The sequence below is a fragment of the Pacificimonas flava genome (genome assembly GCF_000342165.1).
In the GTDB taxonomy this organism is placed as follows: domain Bacteria; phylum Pseudomonadota; class Alphaproteobacteria; order Sphingomonadales; family Sphingomonadaceae; genus Pacificimonas; species Pacificimonas flava.
Genome location: NZ_AMRV01000014.1, coordinates 22,154 through 42,341, shown reverse-complemented (window position 1 = coordinate 42,341; position 20,188 = coordinate 22,154). Strand labels below are relative to the sequence as shown.

19 protein-coding genes are annotated in these 20,188 nt (G+C 63.8%); 12 read left to right on the top strand and 7 right to left on the bottom strand.

The window, feature by feature from the left end; translation table 11 throughout:
- Positions 1-822: 822 nt before the first annotated feature.
- Complete coding sequence (locus C725_RS13765) at positions 823-2,166, bottom strand: ATP-binding protein (protein WP_008603787.1); 1,344 nt, start codon at positions 2,164-2,166, stop codon at positions 823-825.
- Positions 2,163-2,831: a winged helix-turn-helix domain-containing protein gene (locus C725_RS13760; RefSeq protein ID WP_008603786.1), complete on the bottom strand. Its 669-nt coding sequence runs from the start codon at positions 2,829-2,831 to the stop codon at positions 2,163-2,165. Before C725_RS13760 ends, C725_RS13765 begins: the two co-directional genes overlap by 4 nt.
- An 84-nt stretch (positions 2,832-2,915) precedes the next feature.
- Here C725_RS13760 and C725_RS13755 point away from each other — a divergent pair, with 84 nt between their 5' ends.
- From C725_RS13755 to C725_RS13735, 5 genes are read left to right on the top strand one after another with little or no spacing between them, the layout of a single operon-like run.
- Positions 2,916-3,713, top strand: a complete 798-nt coding sequence (locus tag C725_RS13755) for a TlpA disulfide reductase family protein (RefSeq protein ID WP_008603785.1) — start codon at positions 2,916-2,918, stop codon at positions 3,711-3,713.
- On the top strand, positions 3,649-4,395 hold the full coding sequence (locus tag C725_RS13750; RefSeq protein WP_149864698.1) for a DsbA family protein: 747 nt from the start codon (positions 3,649-3,651) through the stop codon (positions 4,393-4,395). The genes C725_RS13755 and C725_RS13750 overlap by 65 nt, the downstream gene beginning before the upstream one ends.
- Positions 4,392-5,423, top strand: a complete 1,032-nt coding sequence (locus C725_RS16740) for a protein-disulfide reductase DsbD domain-containing protein (protein ID WP_038283449.1) — start codon at positions 4,392-4,394, stop codon at positions 5,421-5,423. Before C725_RS13750 ends, C725_RS16740 begins: the two co-directional genes overlap by 4 nt.
- Positions 5,378-6,568 carry a protein-disulfide reductase DsbD family protein gene (locus C725_RS13740; RefSeq protein WP_008603782.1) on the top strand — a complete coding sequence of 397 codons (1,191 nt, stop codon included), beginning with the start codon at positions 5,378-5,380 and terminating at the stop codon, positions 6,566-6,568. The genes C725_RS16740 and C725_RS13740 overlap by 46 nt, the downstream gene beginning before the upstream one ends.
- Positions 6,565-7,113 (top strand): DsrE family protein, encoded by a 549-nt coding sequence (locus C725_RS13735; RefSeq protein ID WP_008603781.1) that lies wholly within the window; start codon positions 6,565-6,567, stop codon positions 7,111-7,113. Before C725_RS13740 ends, C725_RS13735 begins: the two co-directional genes overlap by 4 nt.
- A 9-nt stretch (positions 7,114-7,122) precedes the next feature.
- On the opposite strand, the gene C725_RS13730 is transcribed toward C725_RS13735, so the two are convergent.
- Together C725_RS13730 and C725_RS13725 are read right to left on the bottom strand one after the other, a co-directional pair.
- The gene (locus C725_RS13730; protein ID WP_008603780.1) at positions 7,123-7,461 is read right to left on the bottom strand and encodes an ArsR/SmtB family transcription factor; all 339 of its coding nucleotides are present in this window, start codon (positions 7,459-7,461) and stop codon (positions 7,123-7,125) included.
- Complete coding sequence (locus C725_RS13725) at positions 7,458-8,114, bottom strand: peroxiredoxin (protein ID WP_008603779.1); 657 nt, start codon at positions 8,112-8,114, stop codon at positions 7,458-7,460. Before C725_RS13725 ends, C725_RS13730 begins: the two co-directional genes overlap by 4 nt.
- A 76-nt stretch (positions 8,115-8,190) precedes the next feature.
- Here C725_RS13725 and C725_RS13720 point away from each other — a divergent pair, with 76 nt between their 5' ends.
- From C725_RS13720 to C725_RS13690, 7 genes are read left to right on the top strand one after another with little or no spacing between them, the layout of a single operon-like run.
- Positions 8,191-9,117: an MBL fold metallo-hydrolase gene (locus tag C725_RS13720; protein ID WP_008603778.1), complete on the top strand. Its 927-nt coding sequence runs from the start codon at positions 8,191-8,193 to the stop codon at positions 9,115-9,117.
- The gene (locus C725_RS13715) at positions 9,117-9,560 is read left to right on the top strand and encodes a YeeE/YedE family protein (protein ID WP_008603777.1); all 444 of its coding nucleotides are present in this window, start codon (positions 9,117-9,119) and stop codon (positions 9,558-9,560) included. The genes C725_RS13720 and C725_RS13715 overlap by 1 nt, the downstream gene beginning before the upstream one ends.
- Positions 9,560-9,982 (top strand): DUF6691 family protein, encoded by a 423-nt coding sequence (locus C725_RS13710; protein WP_008603776.1) that lies wholly within the window; start codon positions 9,560-9,562, stop codon positions 9,980-9,982. The genes C725_RS13715 and C725_RS13710 overlap by 1 nt, the downstream gene beginning before the upstream one ends.
- Before the next feature lie 12 nt (positions 9,983-9,994).
- Entirely contained in the window at positions 9,995-11,560 is a 1,566-nt protein-coding gene (locus C725_RS13705) for a bifunctional protein tyrosine phosphatase family protein/NAD(P)/FAD-dependent oxidoreductase (RefSeq protein ID WP_008603775.1), read from the top strand.
- Between the two features lie 4 nt (positions 11,561-11,564).
- Positions 11,565-12,344 (top strand): sulfite exporter TauE/SafE family protein, encoded by a 780-nt coding sequence (locus C725_RS13700; protein WP_008603774.1) that lies wholly within the window; start codon positions 11,565-11,567, stop codon positions 12,342-12,344.
- 27 nt (positions 12,345-12,371) lie between these two features.
- Positions 12,372-13,721 (top strand): MBL fold metallo-hydrolase, encoded by a 1,350-nt coding sequence (locus tag C725_RS13695; RefSeq protein WP_008603773.1) that lies wholly within the window; start codon positions 12,372-12,374, stop codon positions 13,719-13,721.
- Complete coding sequence (locus C725_RS13690) at positions 13,714-14,337, top strand: class I SAM-dependent methyltransferase (RefSeq protein ID WP_038283474.1); 624 nt, start codon at positions 13,714-13,716, stop codon at positions 14,335-14,337. The genes C725_RS13695 and C725_RS13690 overlap by 8 nt, the downstream gene beginning before the upstream one ends.
- On the opposite strand, the gene C725_RS13685 is transcribed toward C725_RS13690, so the two are convergent.
- The 3 genes from C725_RS13685 to C725_RS13675 are packed head-to-tail and all read right to left on the bottom strand — an operon-like array spanning position 14,334 to position 20,071.
- The gene (locus tag C725_RS13685) at positions 14,334-15,752 is read right to left on the bottom strand and encodes an efflux transporter outer membrane subunit (protein WP_008603771.1); all 1,419 of its coding nucleotides are present in this window, start codon (positions 15,750-15,752) and stop codon (positions 14,334-14,336) included. The two genes, C725_RS13690 and C725_RS13685, sit on opposite strands and share 4 nt — an antisense overlap.
- A complete protein-coding gene (locus C725_RS13680) occupies positions 15,739-16,902 on the bottom strand; it encodes an efflux RND transporter periplasmic adaptor subunit (protein ID WP_008603770.1) in 1,164 nt (387 codons plus the stop codon). Before C725_RS13680 ends, C725_RS13685 begins: the two co-directional genes overlap by 14 nt.
- A complete protein-coding gene (locus C725_RS13675) occupies positions 16,895-20,071 on the bottom strand; it encodes an efflux RND transporter permease subunit (RefSeq protein WP_008603769.1) in 3,177 nt (1,058 codons plus the stop codon). Before C725_RS13675 ends, C725_RS13680 begins: the two co-directional genes overlap by 8 nt.
- Positions 20,072-20,188: the final 117 nt, after the last annotated feature.

The window sequence follows — 20,188 nt, the reverse complement described above, 5'->3', positions numbered from 1 at the left end:
TATGGTCATCGTCAGCATCGGGCCCCAGCTTCGAGACGAAGATCGGCGAAGGTCTCGCCGCGATCGAGATTTGCTTTGACCACATTGCTGGCCGATGAATCAAAGATCCGTTTCCCTGTTTGGGCGTGATCCGGCCGGCGAGAAGATCGAGAAATGCGCGGGCGGAGAACTTGATCTCCGACTTTTCGCCCTTTCGCCAAGAGACATTAGTGCTCAAATATCTTCTCTTCGCGGTAGGCGCGAAGACAGATTGCTCGTGCAGCTGTCTACTTTGATACCCTCCGCGCTGAAGTCGGGGCAAGGTCGCAGCGAGACGCTCGAACGCGGCAGGGTCGATTTCGACGCCCGGACGGCAGCATAGTCCGATCTTCTACCCGATCGTATCGCGGTAGCCCATTGGGCCTGAGCTTCCTCGGTTCGGCGTGACAATCGCGACGGCATCGATGCCGGGGTCGGCTTCCGAAGACAGCTTGCGCGACCCATTGCGCATGCCTCCATCCGCCGGCAGCACCGCGTTGGACAGGGCGGTAATCTCGATGAATGTTTCGTGCCCCTGAGAGAGTTAGTCGGAGAACAGATCGGGCAGGCGCTTGTCACTATACCACTCGGGCTCGATCTCAGCGGGCCCGAGCTGGGCAATCGCCCAAGTAAAGCCGAGCTTCATTTCGGCGGGTAAGGCTTGCTTGATCTCTTTACTCTCTATGCGTTGGACCAGACATCGAGATTGTTCCTGGTCCAGGCCAACCTAATGGAAGAGTGCAGCGAACAGGTTTACGCATAGGAGACGACGTAACCACGCAGGCGGGTGCGCTCGGACCGGTGTCAGTCATCATCAACGCGTACGAGCGTTACACGGTCTGAAGGGAAGCGCAGCACGGAAGCAAAACCTTGGGCCGACCGTTGAAATTCCAGGATGCCGCCGAACGGTGCTATTGCCGCTTCCACAATGGACAGGCCGAGCCCCGTGCCGCCGCGGGCATCGCCGCGCCCACGTTCGAAACGCCGACGTATCCGCGGCAGGTCCATGTCTGCAACCCCAGCGCCGAAATCCACGACGCTGAGCGTGACATCACCCCCTAAAGCGCATTTGATCTGGACTGGCCCTTTGTCGCCATGCCGGAGGGCGTTCTCAACCAAATTACCGAGCGCCAGTATCAGAGCCTCGCGGTCGATCTCGATCATCACGTTGCTCAATGCGCAACATGATTGGATCGGACGGCCGGCATTTTGGGCCAGCGTACCATACTCACGTTCTATCTCACCCACCACGTCGGCCAAAAAAGCGAAAGACTGATGCCTTACTTCGGCTTCCCGTTCCTCCTGCCGGGCAAGATCCAGAAGCTGCCGTACCAAGCGACTGGTGCGATTGACCGAGCATTCGATTCTTTCCAGCGCATGATTTCGCATCTTGGCGTTTGAGGCCCGGCGAGCGACTTCGGCCTGGGTCTTCAGACCTGCCAGAGGCGTCTGCAGCTCGTGCGCAGCGTTGGCGACGAAATCTCGTTCCGCCTGTCGCGCCGCTTCCAGCCGCGCCAGCAGCCCATCCATCGCTCGCACCATCGGGGTAAGTTCTTCTGGCACAGGCTGCACGGCGAGCGGAGCCAAAGTGCCGGGCGAACGGGCGTCAAGTGCTCTCGTGATGCGTCCCAGCGGTGCTAGCCCGCCGCGCACCCCCAGCCATAAAAAAATCGCCAGAATGGCGAGCCCGATCGCCGCTGGCAGCAACAGTCCCATCATCAAGTCGCGCACTAGGTGGCGGCGGACTTCAAGATTATCCCCCACCATCACGCGGATCCCGCGCGCCTTATCGACAAGGGTGTATACGCGCCACAATTGCTCACCGATTTGTCGTTCGGAAAAGCCGGCTGATCCGCCGCCCAGCGGCGCATTTGGAGCACCCGCTGATTGCCCTACCAGGGTGCCGTCTAGTGACCAAATCTGGCAGGACAATTGCCGCGAATAGGGTGCCGGCCCCGGCCGCCGGACCGGACCGCTCGGGGGAACATCTAGTGCTGCAACCATGCGCGCGGCTTCCACCAGTCGGCGATCAAGCACCCGTTCGACCTCGGAGCGAGTTGAAAACGCCGTCCAAGCAGCTGCGCCGGCCCAGACCAGCATCGTAACTCCGGCCACGAGCGCGAACAGACGAAAGCGCAGCGACTTCACGACCTGTTCCTCACAACGGCGATACGATAGCCTTCGCCGCGCACCGTTTCGATCCGCGTGCGCCCCAGCTTGACGCGAAGTTTGTGAATATGCACTTCTATGGCGTTGCTCTCGACCTCTTCCTGCCAGCCATAGATGCGGTCTTCCAGCTGGCTCCGTGATAAAACATGGCCGGGCCGTTCGGCGAGAGCGTGAAGAATGGCGAATTCCCGCCTCGACACCGCCACCTCCGCGCCATCCAAAGCGACGCTGCGACGTGCTTCGCTAATGGTCAACGCGCCCAGCTGCAGATCGCCGCTGGCCCGACCGCTGGCCCGGCGGAGGATGGCGCGCAGCCGGGCTGACAGCTCCGTGAGGTCGAAGGGTTTGCCGAGATAATCGTCGGCCCCGAGATCCAGCCCATTTACGCGGTCGCTGACCATGTTGCGTGCGGTCAGCAGCAGCACCGGCACTTCCATGCCACGTCTGCGCCATTCCGCCAGCAGATCCAGCCCGAAGCCATCGGGCAGGCCGATGTCGAGCACGATGCCGGCATGATCGCCGGTATTTGCTGCGCGCGCATCTGCTAGCGTAGCAACCGCGTCCACTTGAAAGCCGTCGAGACCGAGCCCCGCCACGATGCCATCGCTCAGCACCTCATCATCCTCGACCAGCAAAATTCGCATCGCGGTTCCTTTCCCGCGCCACCTTATCGCTGGCTTATGGCAGCGATAAGCCTGCCTTAAGCTTGGCGGCAGAGAACCTGCGCAATGGACGGTATTTTGCAGATCGGCCCCCTCGCCATAGCGACCGACCGCGCATTGACGGTGAGTGCCATCTGGGCGTTCGTGGCCATTGCCGGGATTATCGCCACACGCATCGACAGCGGCGCGGCACGTGCGAGTTGGATTACCGTGTTGATCGGCGTGGTGGCGGCGCGGGTCGGCTATATCCTTGCCAATTTGGATGCCTTCTTGGTCGATCCGTGGAGCATGCTCGCGATCTGGCAGGGCGGCTTTTCACCTTGGCCGGGGCTGGTGGCCGCAGCGATCACGATCATCATGATGCTGGGTCGCAAGCCCGTTGGCATGACGATGCTGGCTACGCTGTCGATCATCGCGCTGGCTCATGCCGGGGCAGCAGGCTTGCTGGCGCCTGACCGCCGCCCCATGCCGCAACTCGCTCTTGCCAACCTTCAAGGCACGAAAACCAAACTTGGCGCGGCGGGAGAACCGATGGTGGTCAATTTGTGGGCCACGTGGTGCCCGCCCTGCCGCCGGGAAATGCCGATGCTGATCGAGGTGGCGCACGAAGCCGAAATTCCTGTGCTGCTCGCCAATCAAGGGGAGGACCAAGAGACAATTCGCGCCTTCCTGATGCAGCAGGGCTTGGCCGGCAACTCCATCCTGGCCGACCCAGACGCCACGCTAGGCCAGGCAATAGCCTCGCCAGCGCTCCCTACTACTCTGTTTGTCAACCCGGCGGGCGACATCGTCGACATCCATGCCGGTGAAATTTCCCGCGCTGCACTCACCTCCGCCATTCGCGATCTGCATAGGAGCCAATGAAATGAAGAAACTCCCCATATTTGCGGGTATCGGCATGGCTGCCTTGCTGGCTGGCGGCTTGGCGGTGTGGAGCGGTCAAAACGATCCGGTGCAGGCTCAATCATCCTCCGGCGACACCTCTGATGAAAAGGCGCTGCGCGTCCGCTTCCAGATCCAGAACGATCCCGTTGCGCCCACAATTGCACCGCAAAACTATGACGTCACCGTGGTGGTCTTCGCCGATTACCAGTGCCCGTTCTGCCGTAAGCTGCATCCCACACTGGAATCGCTGATGGCCAAAGACCCAAAGGTGAAGCTGGTCTATCGTGACTGGCCAGTCTTCGGCGCGGCATCGGAGGAGGCCGCGCGCGCGGGCATCGCCTCCACATGGCAAGGCAAGCATGCAGAATTCAACGATGCGCTGATGACAATATCCGGTCGTGTCAATTCGCAAAGCATTCGCGCCGCCGCCGACAAGGCCGGCGTGGACTGGGCGCAATTGCAGTCCGACCTTACCACGCATGAGGAGGAGATTGACGGCGCGCTGCGCCGCAATGCCCAATATGCAGCCATGCTGAGCCTTCAGGGAACGCCGGGTTTGCTGGTTGGCCCCTATCTGATCCCCGGCGCTATCGACACAGACGGCCTGCATGAGGCGGTTGCCATGGCCCGCACCGATCCCGAAGGGGTGGGCGTGCAATGACCGCACAACTTCGCGCGTTGTCGAGCCGGGCTTTCCTTGGCCGCTGTGGTGCAGCTCTCCTGATCTTGCTGGCGGCGCTGCCGGGTGTGATCTCCGCCCCGGCCGCCGCGCAGGCTGCGCATATCGATGCATCGATCCATGCCGAAAGCGCAGCGCCCCGGCCCGGTACGACGACGCGCATCGCCATCCGCATGGCGCCCGAATCCGGTTGGCATGGCTATTGGAGCAATCCGGGCGATAGCGGCCTTCCGGCAGAGGCCGACTGGACGCTGCCCAACGGTGTAGAGGTCGGCGCGCTGCGCCATCCCGCGCCCGCGCTGCTCGAACTGGCGGGTCTGGCGAGCTATGTCCACAAGGGCGCCTACACGCTGCTGGCCGACCTGACCCTGGATGACGATATCGCACCGGGCGCGGCCCTGCCGCTGCGCGTTGATATGTCCTGGCTCGCCTGTTCCGACACGCTGTGCGTGCCTGAGCGTGCATCTCTCGCCCTGCAACTGACGGCGGGCGATGGCAGCGCCGATTCCGCCAGCGCCAGCCTGTTTCACGCCGCCGAAGCGGCCTTGCCCCAGGCCGGCGCTGCGCAAGCCGATGTGGCACGGGACGGGCCGGACTGGCGCTTCACCGTCACGGGCGTCCGCGATGTCACCGCATCGTCCGCCCGGCTGTATCCTGCCGAAGATGGCTGGTTCACTGCGTCTTCCCCCCAGCACATCGCGCGGACCGATGATGGATGGCAAATCACCGTCTTGCATCCGCCGATTCCGCGCCGGGCCCCTTTCGCGGCGTCTTTGCCGATGGCCGCCGCAGCTATGCCCTTGCCGCCGGTGGATCCCCTCCGTCCATCCCGGTGGCCGATGCCGAGACGCCCCCGTCGCCTGCGGCAGACTCCTCCGCAGCGGCCACCCTCAAGGCCGTTGCGGAGCCTTTATCTTCCGCGCCGCTTTCATCAGCCGCTGGCGACGATACCGGCGCGATATGGGTGGCGCTCACCGGTGCGATATTGGGCGGGTTGCTGCTCAATCTGATGCCCTGTGTCTTCCCGATCCTGTCGCTGAAGGCCTTGAGCCTTGTAAAGTCCGGTGCAGACAGTCGCTCGGCACGGGTGGAGGGCGTGGCCTATTTCGCCGGCAGCGTGGCGACGACCACGGCGCTGGGCGCCATGTTGGTCGCGGCTCGCGCGCTGGGCCACGATATCGGTTGGTCCTTCCAGCTTCAGAACCCTAGCATCATCCTGCTGCTGATGCTGTTATCGCTGGCCATCGCGCTCAATCTGGCGGGCCTGTTCGAACTGCGCGGCCCGTCCCTATCGGGCGCCTGGCTGGCGAAGCGGGGCGGTGCTGGTGCCTTCGGCACCGGCGCGCTGGCGGCCCTGATCGCCACGCCTTGCAGCGGCCCCTTTATGGGCGTGGCGCTGGGTGCGGCGCTGGTGCTGCCGGCCCCGGCCGCGCTTGCCGTCTTTGCCGGTCTGGGCTTCGGCATGGCGCTGCCCTTCCTGCTGATTGCTTTCGTACCGCGCATCCAGTGCTGGCTGCCCAAACCCGGCGCATGGATGGATACGTTCCGCCGCATCCTTGCGGTTCCCATGCTGCTGACCGCCATTGGCCTCGCTTGGGTGCTGGGGCGGCAGAGCGGCGTGGACGGGCTGTCGCTAGGCCTGTTGCTGGCGGCGCTGGCCGGACTGGGCCTATGGTGGGTCGGCAAGCGGCAAGGCGGCGAATCGCGTACAGCCTTCGCCATCGCGCCGGTTGCAGCGGCCGTACTGCTGGCGGTGACCATCGACCTGCCGCCCCCTGCCGCTGCCGCGAGTGAAGCGGATGCGGGCACGGAACCTTTCAGCGCGGCGCGGCTGGCGGAACTGCGCGCGGAAGGCACCCCTGTCTTCGTCGACTTAACGGCGGATTGGTGCCTGGTCTGTCAGGTGAACGAGCGGGTCGCAATCGACCGGGCGGATACACAGGCGGCGTTCGCCGATGGGGGCGTGGTCACGCTGGTGGGCGACTGGACGCGCGGCGACCCCGCGATCACCCGCTTTCTCGAAAGCCGTGGCCGCAATTCTATACCCTATTACCTGTTTGCTCCGGCAGAAGAGCCTATCAAGGAATTGCCGCAAGTGCTCAGCAGCGAGATCTTGGTAGAAGAGGCCACCGGGCCCGAAGGAGACACAGCATGACCAATCGCATCGGTCTTGCAGCCGGCATGGCAATGGCAACACTACTCGCATCCATGCCGGCGGCGGCGCAGGATGCACGGCATCCGGCAATTGCCGAATATGGCGCGATCTCCCCGCTCGACAACACCGCCAATCGGCCCGCGCCGGATGACGACATGCGGGTGCTGTTCGAAATCTCCGCCGATGGCAAAGGCCCCGGCGGCGCCAATAGCAGTCTCGAAAAGGTGGCGCGCTATCTCAACCTGCTGGCTTCGGCTGGGAACACTCCTGAGGCGGGTGACGTGAAGGTGATCATCCATGGTCCGGCGACGCCGCTGGTGCTGGCCGATCCCGCCTATCGCGAGCGGTTCGGCTCCGCCAATCCCAACACCGGAATGATCGCGGCACTGCAAGGCGCCGGGGTCGACATTCACGTTTGCGGCCAAGCCCTTGCCGGGAATGACATCGTGCCGGATGCCGTGAACCCGGCGGTCACGGTCGACCTGTCCGCGATAACGACCCTGGTATTGCTGCAACGGCAGGGGTGGCCCGTCATTTCGGACTGATAGCGGGTGTCAGGTCAGCTTGGCGAAATTGGCAGCGGCGGGGGAAACGAGCCGCGTCCTCGGCGCGGCGGGGGGCGGCAGGTCGATTAGACCTGCTATCGCCTCGGACAGGCGCTTGAGTTGTTCTTGCCGGAGCCGGTAGAACACCAGCTTGGCCTCCCTGCGAGTTTCGACGAGGCCGGCATTGCGCAGAACGGCGAGCTGCTGGGACAGCGACGGCTGTCCTATCCCCGTCGCGTCCTCGATCTCACCCACATTTCTTTCGCCACGAACAAGCGCCCGGAGAATATCGAAGCGCATCGGATGCGCCAGCGCCTTCAGCTCCTCTATCGGAGGCGTATCGCTCACTGGCCTTTCTCCATGTCGGCTTCCTGTAGAAACCAGGAGGAGGCATCGTCGGCAGCATAGATTGCGTCCAGATCGAAACTCACCGGATGCAGCAACCGATCCCCAACCTGCCAGTTGGCCGGGGCGAGTTCCCCGCTCTGGTCAACGGCCTGCAGAGCGTCGAGCGTGCGCAGCATCTCCGGGATCGATCGTCCCACATTGGCCGGATAGCAGGTCATCGCACGAATGATGCCTTCGGGATCGATGAAAAAGGTGGTGCGCACGGTCGCGCTGTCGCTGTCCTGCGATGAGACCATGCCATAGGCGCGGCCTATCACCAGCGTGGGATCTTCCAGAATGGGGAAGCGGACCTCAAGATCGAACCGATCCCGTATCAGCCGCAACCAGGCGAAGTGCGAAAACAGACTGTCCACGGACAGCGCCATCAGAGCGCAATCGCGTTTGGCGAATTCGGTGCTCCGCTTGGCAAGTTCGACGAATTCGGTCGTGCAGACCGGCGTGAAGTCCGCCGGATGGGAAAACAGGATCAACCATTGTCCGCGATAGCTGGCCAGATCGACCGGGCCGGTCGTGCTGCGGGCAGAGAAATTGGGCGCAGCATCGCCGATGCGCAGCCCTGCGCAGGGCGGGCCGATGGGGGAGGTTGCTTCCATAAGGCCCTACCTAGCACTTGACATCGCAACAGCAAGACACATACTGACTTTATGAAATTGATAATGGAGCCTCATTGTGGCTGATGAAGCGATCCAAGCGGCTGCGGAACAGATCGAACGCGCACAGACCGACAAGGCCTTGCGCCCCTCAATTGCTGGCTTTTTCGACGAATCAACCAACACGGTCAGCTATGTCATCCACGATCCGGCGACGTGCGAGGCGGCCATCATAGATTCGGTTCTGGACTACGAATCGGCTTCCGGGCGCACCTCGAACAGCTCGGCAAATCGCATTATCGAATACGTCACTTCGAAAAATATGAAAGTGACATGGCTGATTGAGACGCATGCCCATGCCGATCACATTTCTGCCGCGCCCTACCTGCAGCAGAAACTGGGCGGCAAGCTCGCGATCGGTCGCGGGATCATCAAGGTGCAGGACGTGTTCGGCAAGCTGTTCAACGCCGGCACCGATTTTGAGCGGGACGGATCGCAGTTCGACCGGCTTTTCGATGACGGCGAACGGTTCAGCCTCGGGACGATCGAAGGCATCGCGCTGCACGTCCCCGGCCATACGCCGGCCGACATGGCATTCATCATCGGCGATGCCGCCTTTGTTGGCGACACCATCTTCATGCCGGATTTCGGCACGGCGCGGGCGGACTTTCCCGGCGGGGATGCCCGGCAGCTATTCCGTTCGATCCGCCGCCTGCTGTCCCTGCCCGACGAAACCCGCCTGTTCCTGTGCCACGATTACAAGGCGCCCGGCCGCGACGAGTTTGCCTGGGAATCCACCGTCAGGCAGCAGCGCGAGAACAACGTGCATGTGAAGGACGGCGTTTCGGAGCACGACTTCGTCGAGATGCGCACCAGCCGCGACAAGACGCTGTCCATGCCGAAGCTCATCATGCCCAGCGTCCAGATCAATATTCGCGGCGGGCGGTTGCCCGATCCGGAAGATAATGGCGTTAGCTATATCAAGATTCCGGTGAACGCGGTCTGATGCTGCCGGGTTTCCCCTCTGCCCAGCCTGTGGAAGGCTTCGTTGGCGGGCTGATGATCGGCCTTGCCGCTGCTATCATGCTGCTCGGCGTCGGCAGAATTGCCGGCGTATCGGGCATGGCCGCCCGCGCTACCGGGATCGAACGTGACGGTGCGCCATGGCCCATCGCCGCCCTGTTCATAGCCGGGTTGATCGTGGGCACTGCGCTGTTCGCGTTTATCGCCGGGCCGATAGAGGCGCAATTTCCCCCCGGCTTTGCATGGCTGATCGCAGGCGGCTTGCTGGTCGGCATCGGCACCCGTCTCGGCAGCGGTTGCACCAGCGGTCACGGCGTTTGTGGTCTGTCGCGGCTCAGCCCGCGTTCCATGGTCGCGACGGCGACTTTCATGATCCCCGCGATACTGACGGTGGCAGCGGTGAATGCGGCAGGGGGCGCATGGTGATGCGCGCTTTTCTCGCCCTGTTGTCCGGGCTGCTGTTCGGCGGCGGTCTTGCCTTGTCGGGCATGATGAACCCTTCGCGCGTGCGCGGTTTCCTCGACATTCTCGGCGCCTGGGATCCGACGCTAGCTTTCGTGATGGGCAGTGCGGTGCTGGTGATGGCCATCGCCTGGCGGATCCGGGCCCACATGCACCGCCCGGCAATGGCGGCGGAATTCTACCTGCCGGGTACGCGCCGGATCGATGCCCGGCTGGTGGCCGGCGCGGCCCTGTTCGGGATCGGCTGGGGACTCGCCGGTCTTTGCCCGGGGCCGGCCATCGGCTCGCTGGCAAATGCCGCCATGCCTGCAGCCACCTTCATCGCGGCCATGCTGGCGGGAATGGCGATCTTCAAACTGGTCGACCGAAAAACCGGCCAATCCTGAAAGGACAGCACAATGGACATCCGCAAGATCGACAACGCCCTATCAGTCACGGGCCAGATTCAGCCCAATGATGTGGAGGAAATCGCCGCACGCGGTTTCCGCGCCATCATCGGCAACAGGCCGGACGGCGAGGAGCCGTCGCAGCCCGAATGGCGCGCCATCGCCGCCGCTGCCGAGGCGCAGGGCCTTCAGGCGCGGCATATTCCGGTCGGCGGCGCCCAAACCGTGGAAAGCCAGACACCGGCATTTGCCAAGGCTCTTGCCGAGTTGCCCAAACCCGCTCTCGCATTCTGCCGCACCGGCAACCGCTCCGCCCAATTGCACGATCGGGCATCCGCCACCGCTCAGCCCAGCGGTCGCCGCCGTCACCGGGTGGTGATTGCGGGCGGCGGTTCGGGCGGTCTGGCGGCGGCCGCCTCCCTGCTGAAGCGGCGGCGCAATCTCGACATCGCGGTGATCGAACCGAGCGAGCAGCATTATTATCAGCCCGGCTGGACGATGGTGGGCGGCGGCGTTTTTCGCGCGGAGAAAACCGCCCAGCGGGAAGCCGATGTCATGCCCGATGGCGTCACCTGGATCCGCTCTGCTGTGGCCGGCTTCGACCCGGATGCGCAGACTGTGGAGCTCGATGACGGCAGCCGCGTCTCCTACGACCTGCTGATCGTTGCCATGGGCAACCGCCTTGCCTGGGAAGAGGTGGAAGGACTGGAAGATACGCTCGGCCGCAACGGGGTCACCTCCAATTACCGTTACGACCTGGCCCCTTATACCTGGCAGCTGGTGCAGCAATTGCGCAGCGGCCGGGCGATTTTCACGCAGCCTGCCATGCCGATCAAATGCGCCGGCGCACCGCAAAAGGCGATGTATCTTTCCTGCAGCGAGTGGGAGGAGCAGGACACGCTCGGCAATATCGATGTCCAGTTCCACAATCAGGGCGGCGCCATTTTCGGCGTGCAGGAATATGTGCCCGCCCTGATGGATACCGTGCGCCGCTATGGCATCGGCCTCAATTTCGGTTCCAATCTCATCCGCGTGGACGGCGAAGCGAAAAAGGCTTGGTTCGCGACCGAGGACGGCGAGATCGAACGCGATTTCGACATGCTGCACGTCTGCCCGCCGCAGAAGGGCAATGCCGTGGTCGCCGGCAGCGCGCTGGCGAATGACGCCGGCTATGCCGAGGTCGATCAACAGACGCTGCGCCACACGCGCTATCCCGATGTGTTCGCGCTAGGGGATTGCGGCAGCACGCCCAATGCCAAGACCATGGCCGCGGCGCGCAAGCAGGCGCCAGTGGTGGCCGTCAACGCTCTCAACGTGCTGGATGGCAAGGAACCGGGGGCCGCCTATGACGGCTATGGCAGCTGCCCGCTAACGGTCGAAAACGGCAAGATCGTGCTCGCGGAATTCCTTTACGGCGGCAAGGTCGCGCCCAGCTTTCCCGCCTGGCTGAATGACGGGACGAAGCCCAGCAGGCTGGCCTGGCACCTGAAGGCAGACATGCTGCCTTTTATCTATTGGCACGGCATGCTGAAGGGGCGCGAATGGCTCGCCGCGCCGGCCGATCTTTCGGCGGCCTGATGCCGTGACGCTCGACATCCTCCATCTGGCGCTGGGCGCCATCTCCGGCGGGCTGGTGGGTTTCACGCTCGGTCTCGTCGGCGGTGGGGGCTCGATCCTTGCCGTGCCGTTGATGGTTTACCTCGTCGGCGTGCCGAGTCCGCATGTCGCGATCGGCACCAGCGCGCTGGCCGTGGCGGTCAACGCCGCGACCGGCCTGATGCAACATGCCCGCCAACACACGGTGAAGTGGCGTTGCGGGGGAATGTATGCCGCTGCCGGGATTGCGGGTGCCCTTGGCGGATCGACCATCGGCAAGAACTTCGATGGGCAGAAGCTGCTGTTCCTCTTCGCCATCCTGATGGTAATCGTGGGCGTTCTGATGCTCCGTTCGCGCAACGCCCTGGGCACGCCGGGGGCGCAATGCAGCCGCGAAAACGCGCCCAAGGTGCTGACCTTTGGCCTCGGCACCGGGGTGTTCAGCGGGTTCTTCGGGATCGGGGGCGGTTTCCTGATCGTGCCCGGCCTCATCGCTTCGACGGACATGGCGATGATCAATGCGGTCGGCACCAGCCTGGTCGCGGTCACCGCCTTTGGCCTCACCACGGCGGCCAATTACGCCTTTTCCGGTCTGGTGGATTGGGTGCTGGCGGCCACCTTCATAGCTGGCGGCGTGGGCGGCGGGTTCTTCGGCACGTCGCTAGCGAAGCGCCTTTCAGGCGGCAGCGCGCTCAAGACCGTGTTCGCCATCCTCATCTTTGTCGTCGCCGGTTACATGCTCTGGCAAAGCGGCCAGCATTTGTGACGACCGGCCCTCACAAGGGAGAGACTGATGTTACTGGAAAAAATAAAGACGCCGGGCCTGTCCCACCTTTCCTATCTGGTGGGGGCGGGCGGCCAAGCGGCGGTAATCGACCCTCGCCGCGATTGCGGCATCTATGTGGAGAAGGCCCGGGCCGCCGGACTGGAAATTACCCATATCTTCGAAACCCATCGTAACGAGGATCTGGTTTCCGGCGCGCCGATATTAGCGGAGATGACGGGCGCGAAAGTGTGGCATGGGCCGAACCCGGAACGGCCCGTGGTCTATGCGGACACCGCGTACGACGGCGATTGCTTTGCCATCGGCCAGTTGGAAATCCGCGCGATGGAAACGCCCGGCCATACCGACGACCATCTCGCCTATGCGCTGTTCGACACCGCTTATCCGGACAAGGCCGTGGGCGTCTTCACCGGCGATGCGCTGTTCGTGGGCGATGTCGGCCGCGCCGATTTCTACCCTGACCGGCGCGAGGAAGTGGCTGGGCTACTGTTTGATTCCCTGCGCACAATCATGGCGCTGGGGGATCAGGCGATCGTCTATCCCGCACACGGCGCAGGGTCCGTCTGCGGATCGGGCATGGCGGATCGGGAGTTTTCTACCATCGGCCACGAACGGCTGAACAACCCGCGCCTGCAAATTGCGGTTCGCGACGAATTCATCCGCATGAAGGTGGAGGAAAGCCATTACCAGCCGCCCTATTTCCGCTTGATGGAGCGGCTGAACATGCAAGGCGCACAAGAAGCCCCGCGCGTCACCCGGCCGCGCCGCCTTTCGCTAGCACAGTTGAAGAATTGCGGCGCCGATCATCTGGTCGATATTCGCGAGCCCATGGCCTATGCCTCCGGCCACCTACCCGGCGCGATGAGCCTGCCGGTGGACATGATCCCCGCCTTTGCCGGATGGTTTATCCGCGACGGGGAAAGCGTAGCCTTGATCGCCTCCGGTGAAGATCAACTCGCCACCGCGATGGAGCATCTGGTGCGGATCGCGCTCGACAATGTCATGGGTGGTTATGTCGGCGTGGTGCCCGCCGCCGCGCAGGGCGTGGAGATGCAGCAGACGCCGATGATCGATACCCAGGCGGTCGAGAGCCGCCTGAAAGACGCCGATGACTGGACCTTGCTGGACGTGCGCGATGCCGATGAACGGGCCGCCGTTTCCATAGAAGGATCGCGGCACATCTATGTCGGCCAACTCAATGAAGCCTGGCGGGAACTCGACAAGGATCGCCGTTATACACTGATGTGCGCCAGCGGCATGCGCGCGACCGTTGCCGCCGGATGGCTGGCCAGCCGGGGGTTCGGCAAGCTCGACATCTATCTCGGCTCCATGGGCGCATGGAATGCGGCCCATGGCTGATCCCGTGGACCAGGCCCGTTTCTGGGACGACCGCTTCGCATCCGACGACTACGTGTTCGGAACCGAGCCCAATGCCTTTCTCAAGCGCGAGATCGCGTGCCTTCCGGCGGGCGGACGTGTGCTGGCCGTCGCAGATGGTGAGGGGCGCAACGGCGTTTATCTGGCGCAGCAGGGCTTCGATGTCGTCGCCACAGACATCTCTTTTACCGGCATCGCCAAGGCCCGCCGCCTGGCTTCGGAACGCGGCGTGACGCTGACGCTGGAACAGGTCGATCTGGCCCAATATGCCTGGCCGGACGCAGGCTTTGACGCGGTGGTGGCGATCTTCGTGCAGTTCGCCGACCCCGCCTTGCGCGCCAGCATGTTCGCCGGCTTCGCACAGACCTTGCGGCCCGGCGGGATTCTGATGCTGGAAGGCTATCGGCCCGAACAACTCGAATACGGGACGGGTGGCCCGCCGCACGAGCAGAACATGTACACCGAAGACCTGCTGCGCACCGCTTTTGCAGATTGGGATGTCCTTGCCCTCGACAGCTATGATGCGGATATTCGCGAAGGGAGCGGGCACGGCGGCATGTCTGCGTTGATCGATCTGGTGGCGTGTAAGCCGGACTAGCCGCCCCCCGCTGCGGTGCCATCCTGCGTGCCACCACCCAGCGCCCGGATCAGTGTGACTGCGGCCCGGCGACGATCCATCTGCACCGCAATAAGGGCCTGTTGGGCTTCCAGCGCGGCGGTCTGCGCGGTTACGACCTCCAGATAATCCGCCGCTCCATCGCGATAGCGGTCCAGCGCTAGCTCCTCGCCCCGGGCGGCGGCCTGAGCAGCCCGCTCCCGTTCAACCTCCTCATCCGCCAGGGCGGCGCCGTTCGCCAGTGAATCCTCCACCTCTCGGAAGGCGCCCAGCACAGTTTCGCGGTAGCCGGCCGCGAGGGCCCGATAGTCAGCCTCACTGACATCCTCACGCGCTTCCCTGCGTCCGCCGTCGAACAGGCTCAGCACGGCCGAAAATGGGCCAAGCGCCCAATAGCCGGTGGGTACGCTCAATAGCGGCGTACCGATGGCCTGAAAGCCGCCCGTAAGTGCCAGGTCGATGCTCGGGAACATCGCCGCCCGGGCCACGCCGATGCGGGCGTTGGCGGCGATTAGCCGCCGCTGTGCCCGTGCGATATCGGGGCGGCGTTCGAGAAGGGTCGACGGCAAGCCGGGAGCAAAAGCAGGCAATGCGCCCGAAGTTTCGGCCGGAGCGATGGCGAAATCCGCTGGCATGATGCCCACCAGCGTCGCGATGCGGTTTTCCAGCGCCGCCCGCCGGCTGGATACGCCCCGCAGGCGGGCGCGGGCGTTGGCCAGTTGGGTCTGTGAACGGCTGCGATCGACGCCCGACGCGGCGCCGCCTTCATGGCGGATCCGGATCAGGTCGTCGGCGGCCCCATAGGCCTCCACCGTATCGCGGAGCAGCGCGGTTTCCCGGTTCAGCCCGCACAGCTGGAAATAGCTATCCGCCAACGCTGCGCGCAGGCTGAGCTGGACGGAGGCGAGATTGGCTGCTTCGGCCTCCGCCTCTGCCTCGCTGGCCGCCACCTGATCGCGCACACGACCCCACAGGTCGATCTCGTAACCCAGCGCGCCGCCCAGCACATACTGATCGGCGGTTACCGGAACGCCGGGGCCGATGGGGCGTCCGGCCGACAGGCGCTGGCGCGAGACCGCAGCGCTGGCATCCAAAGTGGGGTAAAGGTCCGCACCGGAAAGGCTTGCCTCCGCCCGCGCCCGGTCCAGCCGCGCTACGGCGGCGGCAAGGCCGGGATTGCCGCGATCGGCGCGCGCGATCAGGTCGTCCAGCACCGGATCGCCAAAGGCGCGCCACCATTCACCGCGCAGGCGATGGTCAGCGGGAACGGCCTCGCTCCATTCCACCCCGTATTTGTAGCTTTCGGCCACCGGCATAGCGGGAATTTCCAGCGGCGGCGCCATCGAACAGCCGGCCAGAAGCAGCATCGCAATGGTGCTGAGGCTAGCTCGCCGCATCGGTGCCTCCGTCCTTGCGTGCGGATACGATGCGCACCTTGTCACCCTGCGCCAATGCTTCGGGCGGGGTGCGGATGACGCGCGCCTGAGGCGTCAGCCCCGACACGATCTGCACAGTGGCACCTTCGTCCCTGCCGATGGTGACGGGCCGCAGCGTCACCTGCCCATCGCCATCGACCAGCCCGACCATCGTGCCCTTGGGCGTGACGATCAGCGCGCTGGCAGGCAGCATGACGGCGTTCGTACCGGGCGGAACGGGTATCGCCACTTCGGCATATCCGCCAGGTTTCAGACGCTGCGCCGTATTGTCGACCGCGAATTCGGCCAGCACTGTGCCCGATGCGCGATGCACCGCTCCGGCCGAGCGAGCCAGCACCGCCTCGAAGGTTTCGCCCGGATATTCGGGCACGGTAAGGCTCGCCTTCGTACCCTGCGTCAGCATAGCAGACAGGGCCTGCGGCACGCGGACGCGCAAGCGCAGGCGCCTGTCATCTGCAATGGTGAACAACGGGGCTGCGGCGCCGCTGCCCGCATTCACCAAGGCGCCGATTTCGGCATTGCGGCTGGTAACGCGGCCGGCAAATGGCGCCGCGACGCGCGTGAAATCCAGCGTCGCGCGCAACCGCTCCACATTTGCCCGGGCGGAGCTGGCGAGGGCGGTGGCGGCGGCAAGCTGGCCGTGCTTCTCGTCGGTTTCCTGCTGCGACACCGCATCCTTGGCCCGAAGGGCGTCCCAGCGTTCAGCCGTGGTCCTGGCCAGTGCGCGATTGGCTTCTGCGGTGCGAAGATCGGCCTGCGCCTGTGCCAGTTGCTGCTCCACCTCTGGCGCGTCGAGCACCGCCAGCGTTTCGCCTGCGCGTACATGGTCGCCGATATCGGCGAAGCGACGCGCGACATAGCCACTAGCGCGGGCATGGATCGCTGCCTCGTTATCCGGCTCTAGCGCGCCGGGCAGCCGGATTTCTCCCGCCTCTGCCGGTTGCGGCTGGATCAGATCGACCGTGGGCAGAGCATTGGCGCGGGCAAAGGCCGCTTCTTCCGCACTACCGGCGCTACGGGCGTAAATGCCGCCGCCAACCAGCAGGGCAACGCAAAGCGCGGCAGCTGTGCCATAAATGTGCCCCCGCTGTGGGTGAGTGGGTTCAGACATGGCTGGGTTCCAGTTCAATTGTGCGGGTCCTGGGTGCGCCCTTGCGGTGGGCGATGCTGAAGAGGGCGGGCACGACAAACAGCGTGGCCACGGTGGCGAAAAGCAGTCCGCCGATCACCGCCCGGCCGAGCGGCGCATTCTGCTCCGCGCCTTCGCCAAGACCCAGGGCCATGGGCGTCATACCGATGATCATGACCAGCGCCGTCATCAGCACCGGGCGCAGGCGGACCATCCCCGCCTCCAGCGCGGCGGTTGCCGCGTTATCCGTTTCTGCCAGCCGCTCTCGCGCGAAACTGACGACAAGGATGGCATTAGCGGTCGAAACGCCCATGGCCATGATTGCGCCGATCAGCGCCGGCACCGACAGGGTGGTACCGGTCAGGAACAGCATCCAGGCAATGCCCGCCAGCGCGGCCGGAAGCGCGCCGATGATGACCAGCGGATCCACCCAGCTCTGGAAGTTCACCACGATTACCAGATAGATCAGCACGATGGCTGCGATCAGCCCGAAGCCCAGGCCGCTGAAAGCGATGTTCATCGTCTCGTACTGCCCGCGCAGCGTGGCGCTGGACGCATCGGGCAGATCCTCTTCCAGCGAAGCGATGGCGGCATTCACGTCCCCGGCCACGGCGCCAAGGTCGCGGCCCTGCGTAGTGGCGTAGATGTTGATGACCGGCTGGATGTTGTATTTGCTCACCACCGACATCGTATTGCTGCGGGTGATCCGCCCGATACCGCTCAGAGTTTGTGATACCACGCCGTCCTTGCCCGCAACCGGCAGTGCGGCCAGATCCGACACGGAACTCACCTCGCGTTCCGGCAATTGCGCCACCACCGGGTACGACACTCCGTTTTCGGGGTTGAGGTAGAATACGGGCGAGCTTTGCGCCGTGCCTGCCAGCGCGGTGCCGATGCTCGCCGTCACATCGCGCTGGTTGAGGCCGTATTGCGCGATCCGGGTCCGGTCGACGTCCACGTTCAGCTGCGGATAGCGGGTCGATTGCTGGATGCGGGCATCGACCAGCCCGGGAATTTGGCGCAGCCGTTCCAAAAGCTTTTGCGCATATTGCTGGTTTGCCGGGATATCGCGGCCACGGATCTGAATATCGATCGGCGCCGGCGACCCGAAATTCAGGATCTGGCTGGTCATGTCCGCAGGCAGGAAAGCGAAATTTAGGCCAGGGAAACTCAGCGGCAGTTCGCGGCGCAATTCGCGCACATAGTCGTCCGTGGCCTCGTGCCCTTCCGCAAGGGTGATCAGGATATCACCTTCGTTCGGCCCCACTGTGCCGGTATTGGCGTAGATATTGTTCAGCGGCGCCAGCGATATGCCGATATTGTCGACCATGGATTCGATCTCGGCAGGCGGGATCACCTCGCGGATGCGGTCCTGCACCCTGGCGAAGGTGGCGGAGCTTTTTTCTATCCTGGTGCCAGCAGGCGTTCGCACATGCAGGGCAATCTGGCCGGAATCCACGGCCGGAAAAAAATCGCGGCCCAACAGCGGTACAAGAGCAAGTGAGGCTGCCATGCCAGCAAGGAACAGCACAGCGAATTTCCGCCGCACCCCCAGCACCCGGCTTAGAACGTCGCCATAGCGGGCCCGCATGCGTTCAAATCCTCTGTCGAAACCGCGCTGGAAGCGGACCAGCACATTGCGCGACGGGCGCGTTTCCGCCCCTTCTGCATGCGGGCGCAGGAGATACATGGCCATCGTCGGCACTAATGTGCGCGCAAGAACGAAGGATGTGATCAGCGCGAACATCACGGCCAGCGCCAGTGGCACGAACAGATAGCCCGCAATGCCCGGCAGGAAGAACATCGGAACGAAGACGATGCAGATGCTCAGCAACGCAACCAGCGCGGGCTTCACGATCTGTGCCGCGCCGTCCATTATGGCGGCGATCACGCCCTTGCCCCGTTCCAGATGCCAGTTGATATTCTCGATCGTCACGGTTGCGTCGTCCACCAGAATGCCGATGGCCAGCACCAGCCCGCTCAGCGTCATTAGGTTCAGCGTGTGGCCCACTGCGCCCAGCGCCGCGATGGAACCGAGGATGGCCAGCGGTATGGCGGTGACGATAATGATGGTGGATCGCCACGATCCCAAGAATAGTAGAATCGTCAGGGATGTGAGCAGCGCTGCCAGTGCGCCTTCTATCACCACGGAGGATACCGCCGCCTTCACCAGTTCGGACTGATCGCCGATTGGCGTGATTTTTAGCGAATCAGGTAGCCCTCCCATCACTTCGGGCAGGCGGTCCTTGATGGCCCCTACGATGGTAAGGGTGGAGGCGCTGCCGCTCTTCAGAACGGTCATCAATGCGGATCGCTGCCCGTCGACATGCACGACGTTGATCTGCTGCGCGGATCCGTCGCGCACTTGGGCGATGTCGCGCATCTGAATGGTGGCACCGTCCACCACCTTCACCGGCAGGCTGCTCAGCTGATCGACGGAAGCGGGCGCGTTGTTGAGCCGGATATTATATTGCAGATCCCCGATCTTGGCGAAGCCGACCGGGCTGATCTGCGTTTGCGCGGCCAGCGCGTCGGCGACGTCCTGCGCCGACAGGCCACGTGCCTGCAGCGCCTCCGGATCGACGTCGATCTGCATCTGCCGCTGCTTGCCGCCCGACGGAAACGGCATCGCTACGCCGGGCACGGTCACCATTTGCGGCCGGATCTGGTTCAGGCCCAGATCGAACAATTGCTGCTCGCTCAACCCCTCACCCGACAGGGCCAGCTGCAGGATCGGCACGGTGGAGGCATCGTAATTGACGATCATCGGCGGCGTGATGCCGGGCGGAAGCTGGCGCAGGATCGTCTGCGAAATGGAGGTGACCTGCGCGGTGGCGGTCCGGATATCGACGCCCGGTTGGAAATAGATCTTCACCACCGCAACACCGTTCAGCGATTGGCTCTCGATCCGCTGGATATTGTTGACGGCGCTGGTCAGCACCCGTTCGTAAGGGGTAACGATGCGTCCGGCCATGTCCCGCGGCGAAAGACCGTTATAGGTCCAGGCCGTGGCGATCACCGGCACGCCAATGCGCGGGAAGATATCCACTGGCATGCGCATGATCGACAATGTGCCGATGCCGAAGATCAGCACCGCCATCACGATGAATGTCAGCGGCTTCGCGAGCGCCGTGCGCACCAGCCCGATCATCAAGCGCCCTGCGTTGCTGAAGTCAACATTGCTTTGAACCTCCCATCGAGAGGTCTCAAAGAAGCCATATCTTAACGCAAACTTATGTCTGCTCGGTCTGTCCCACTAAGTTGTATT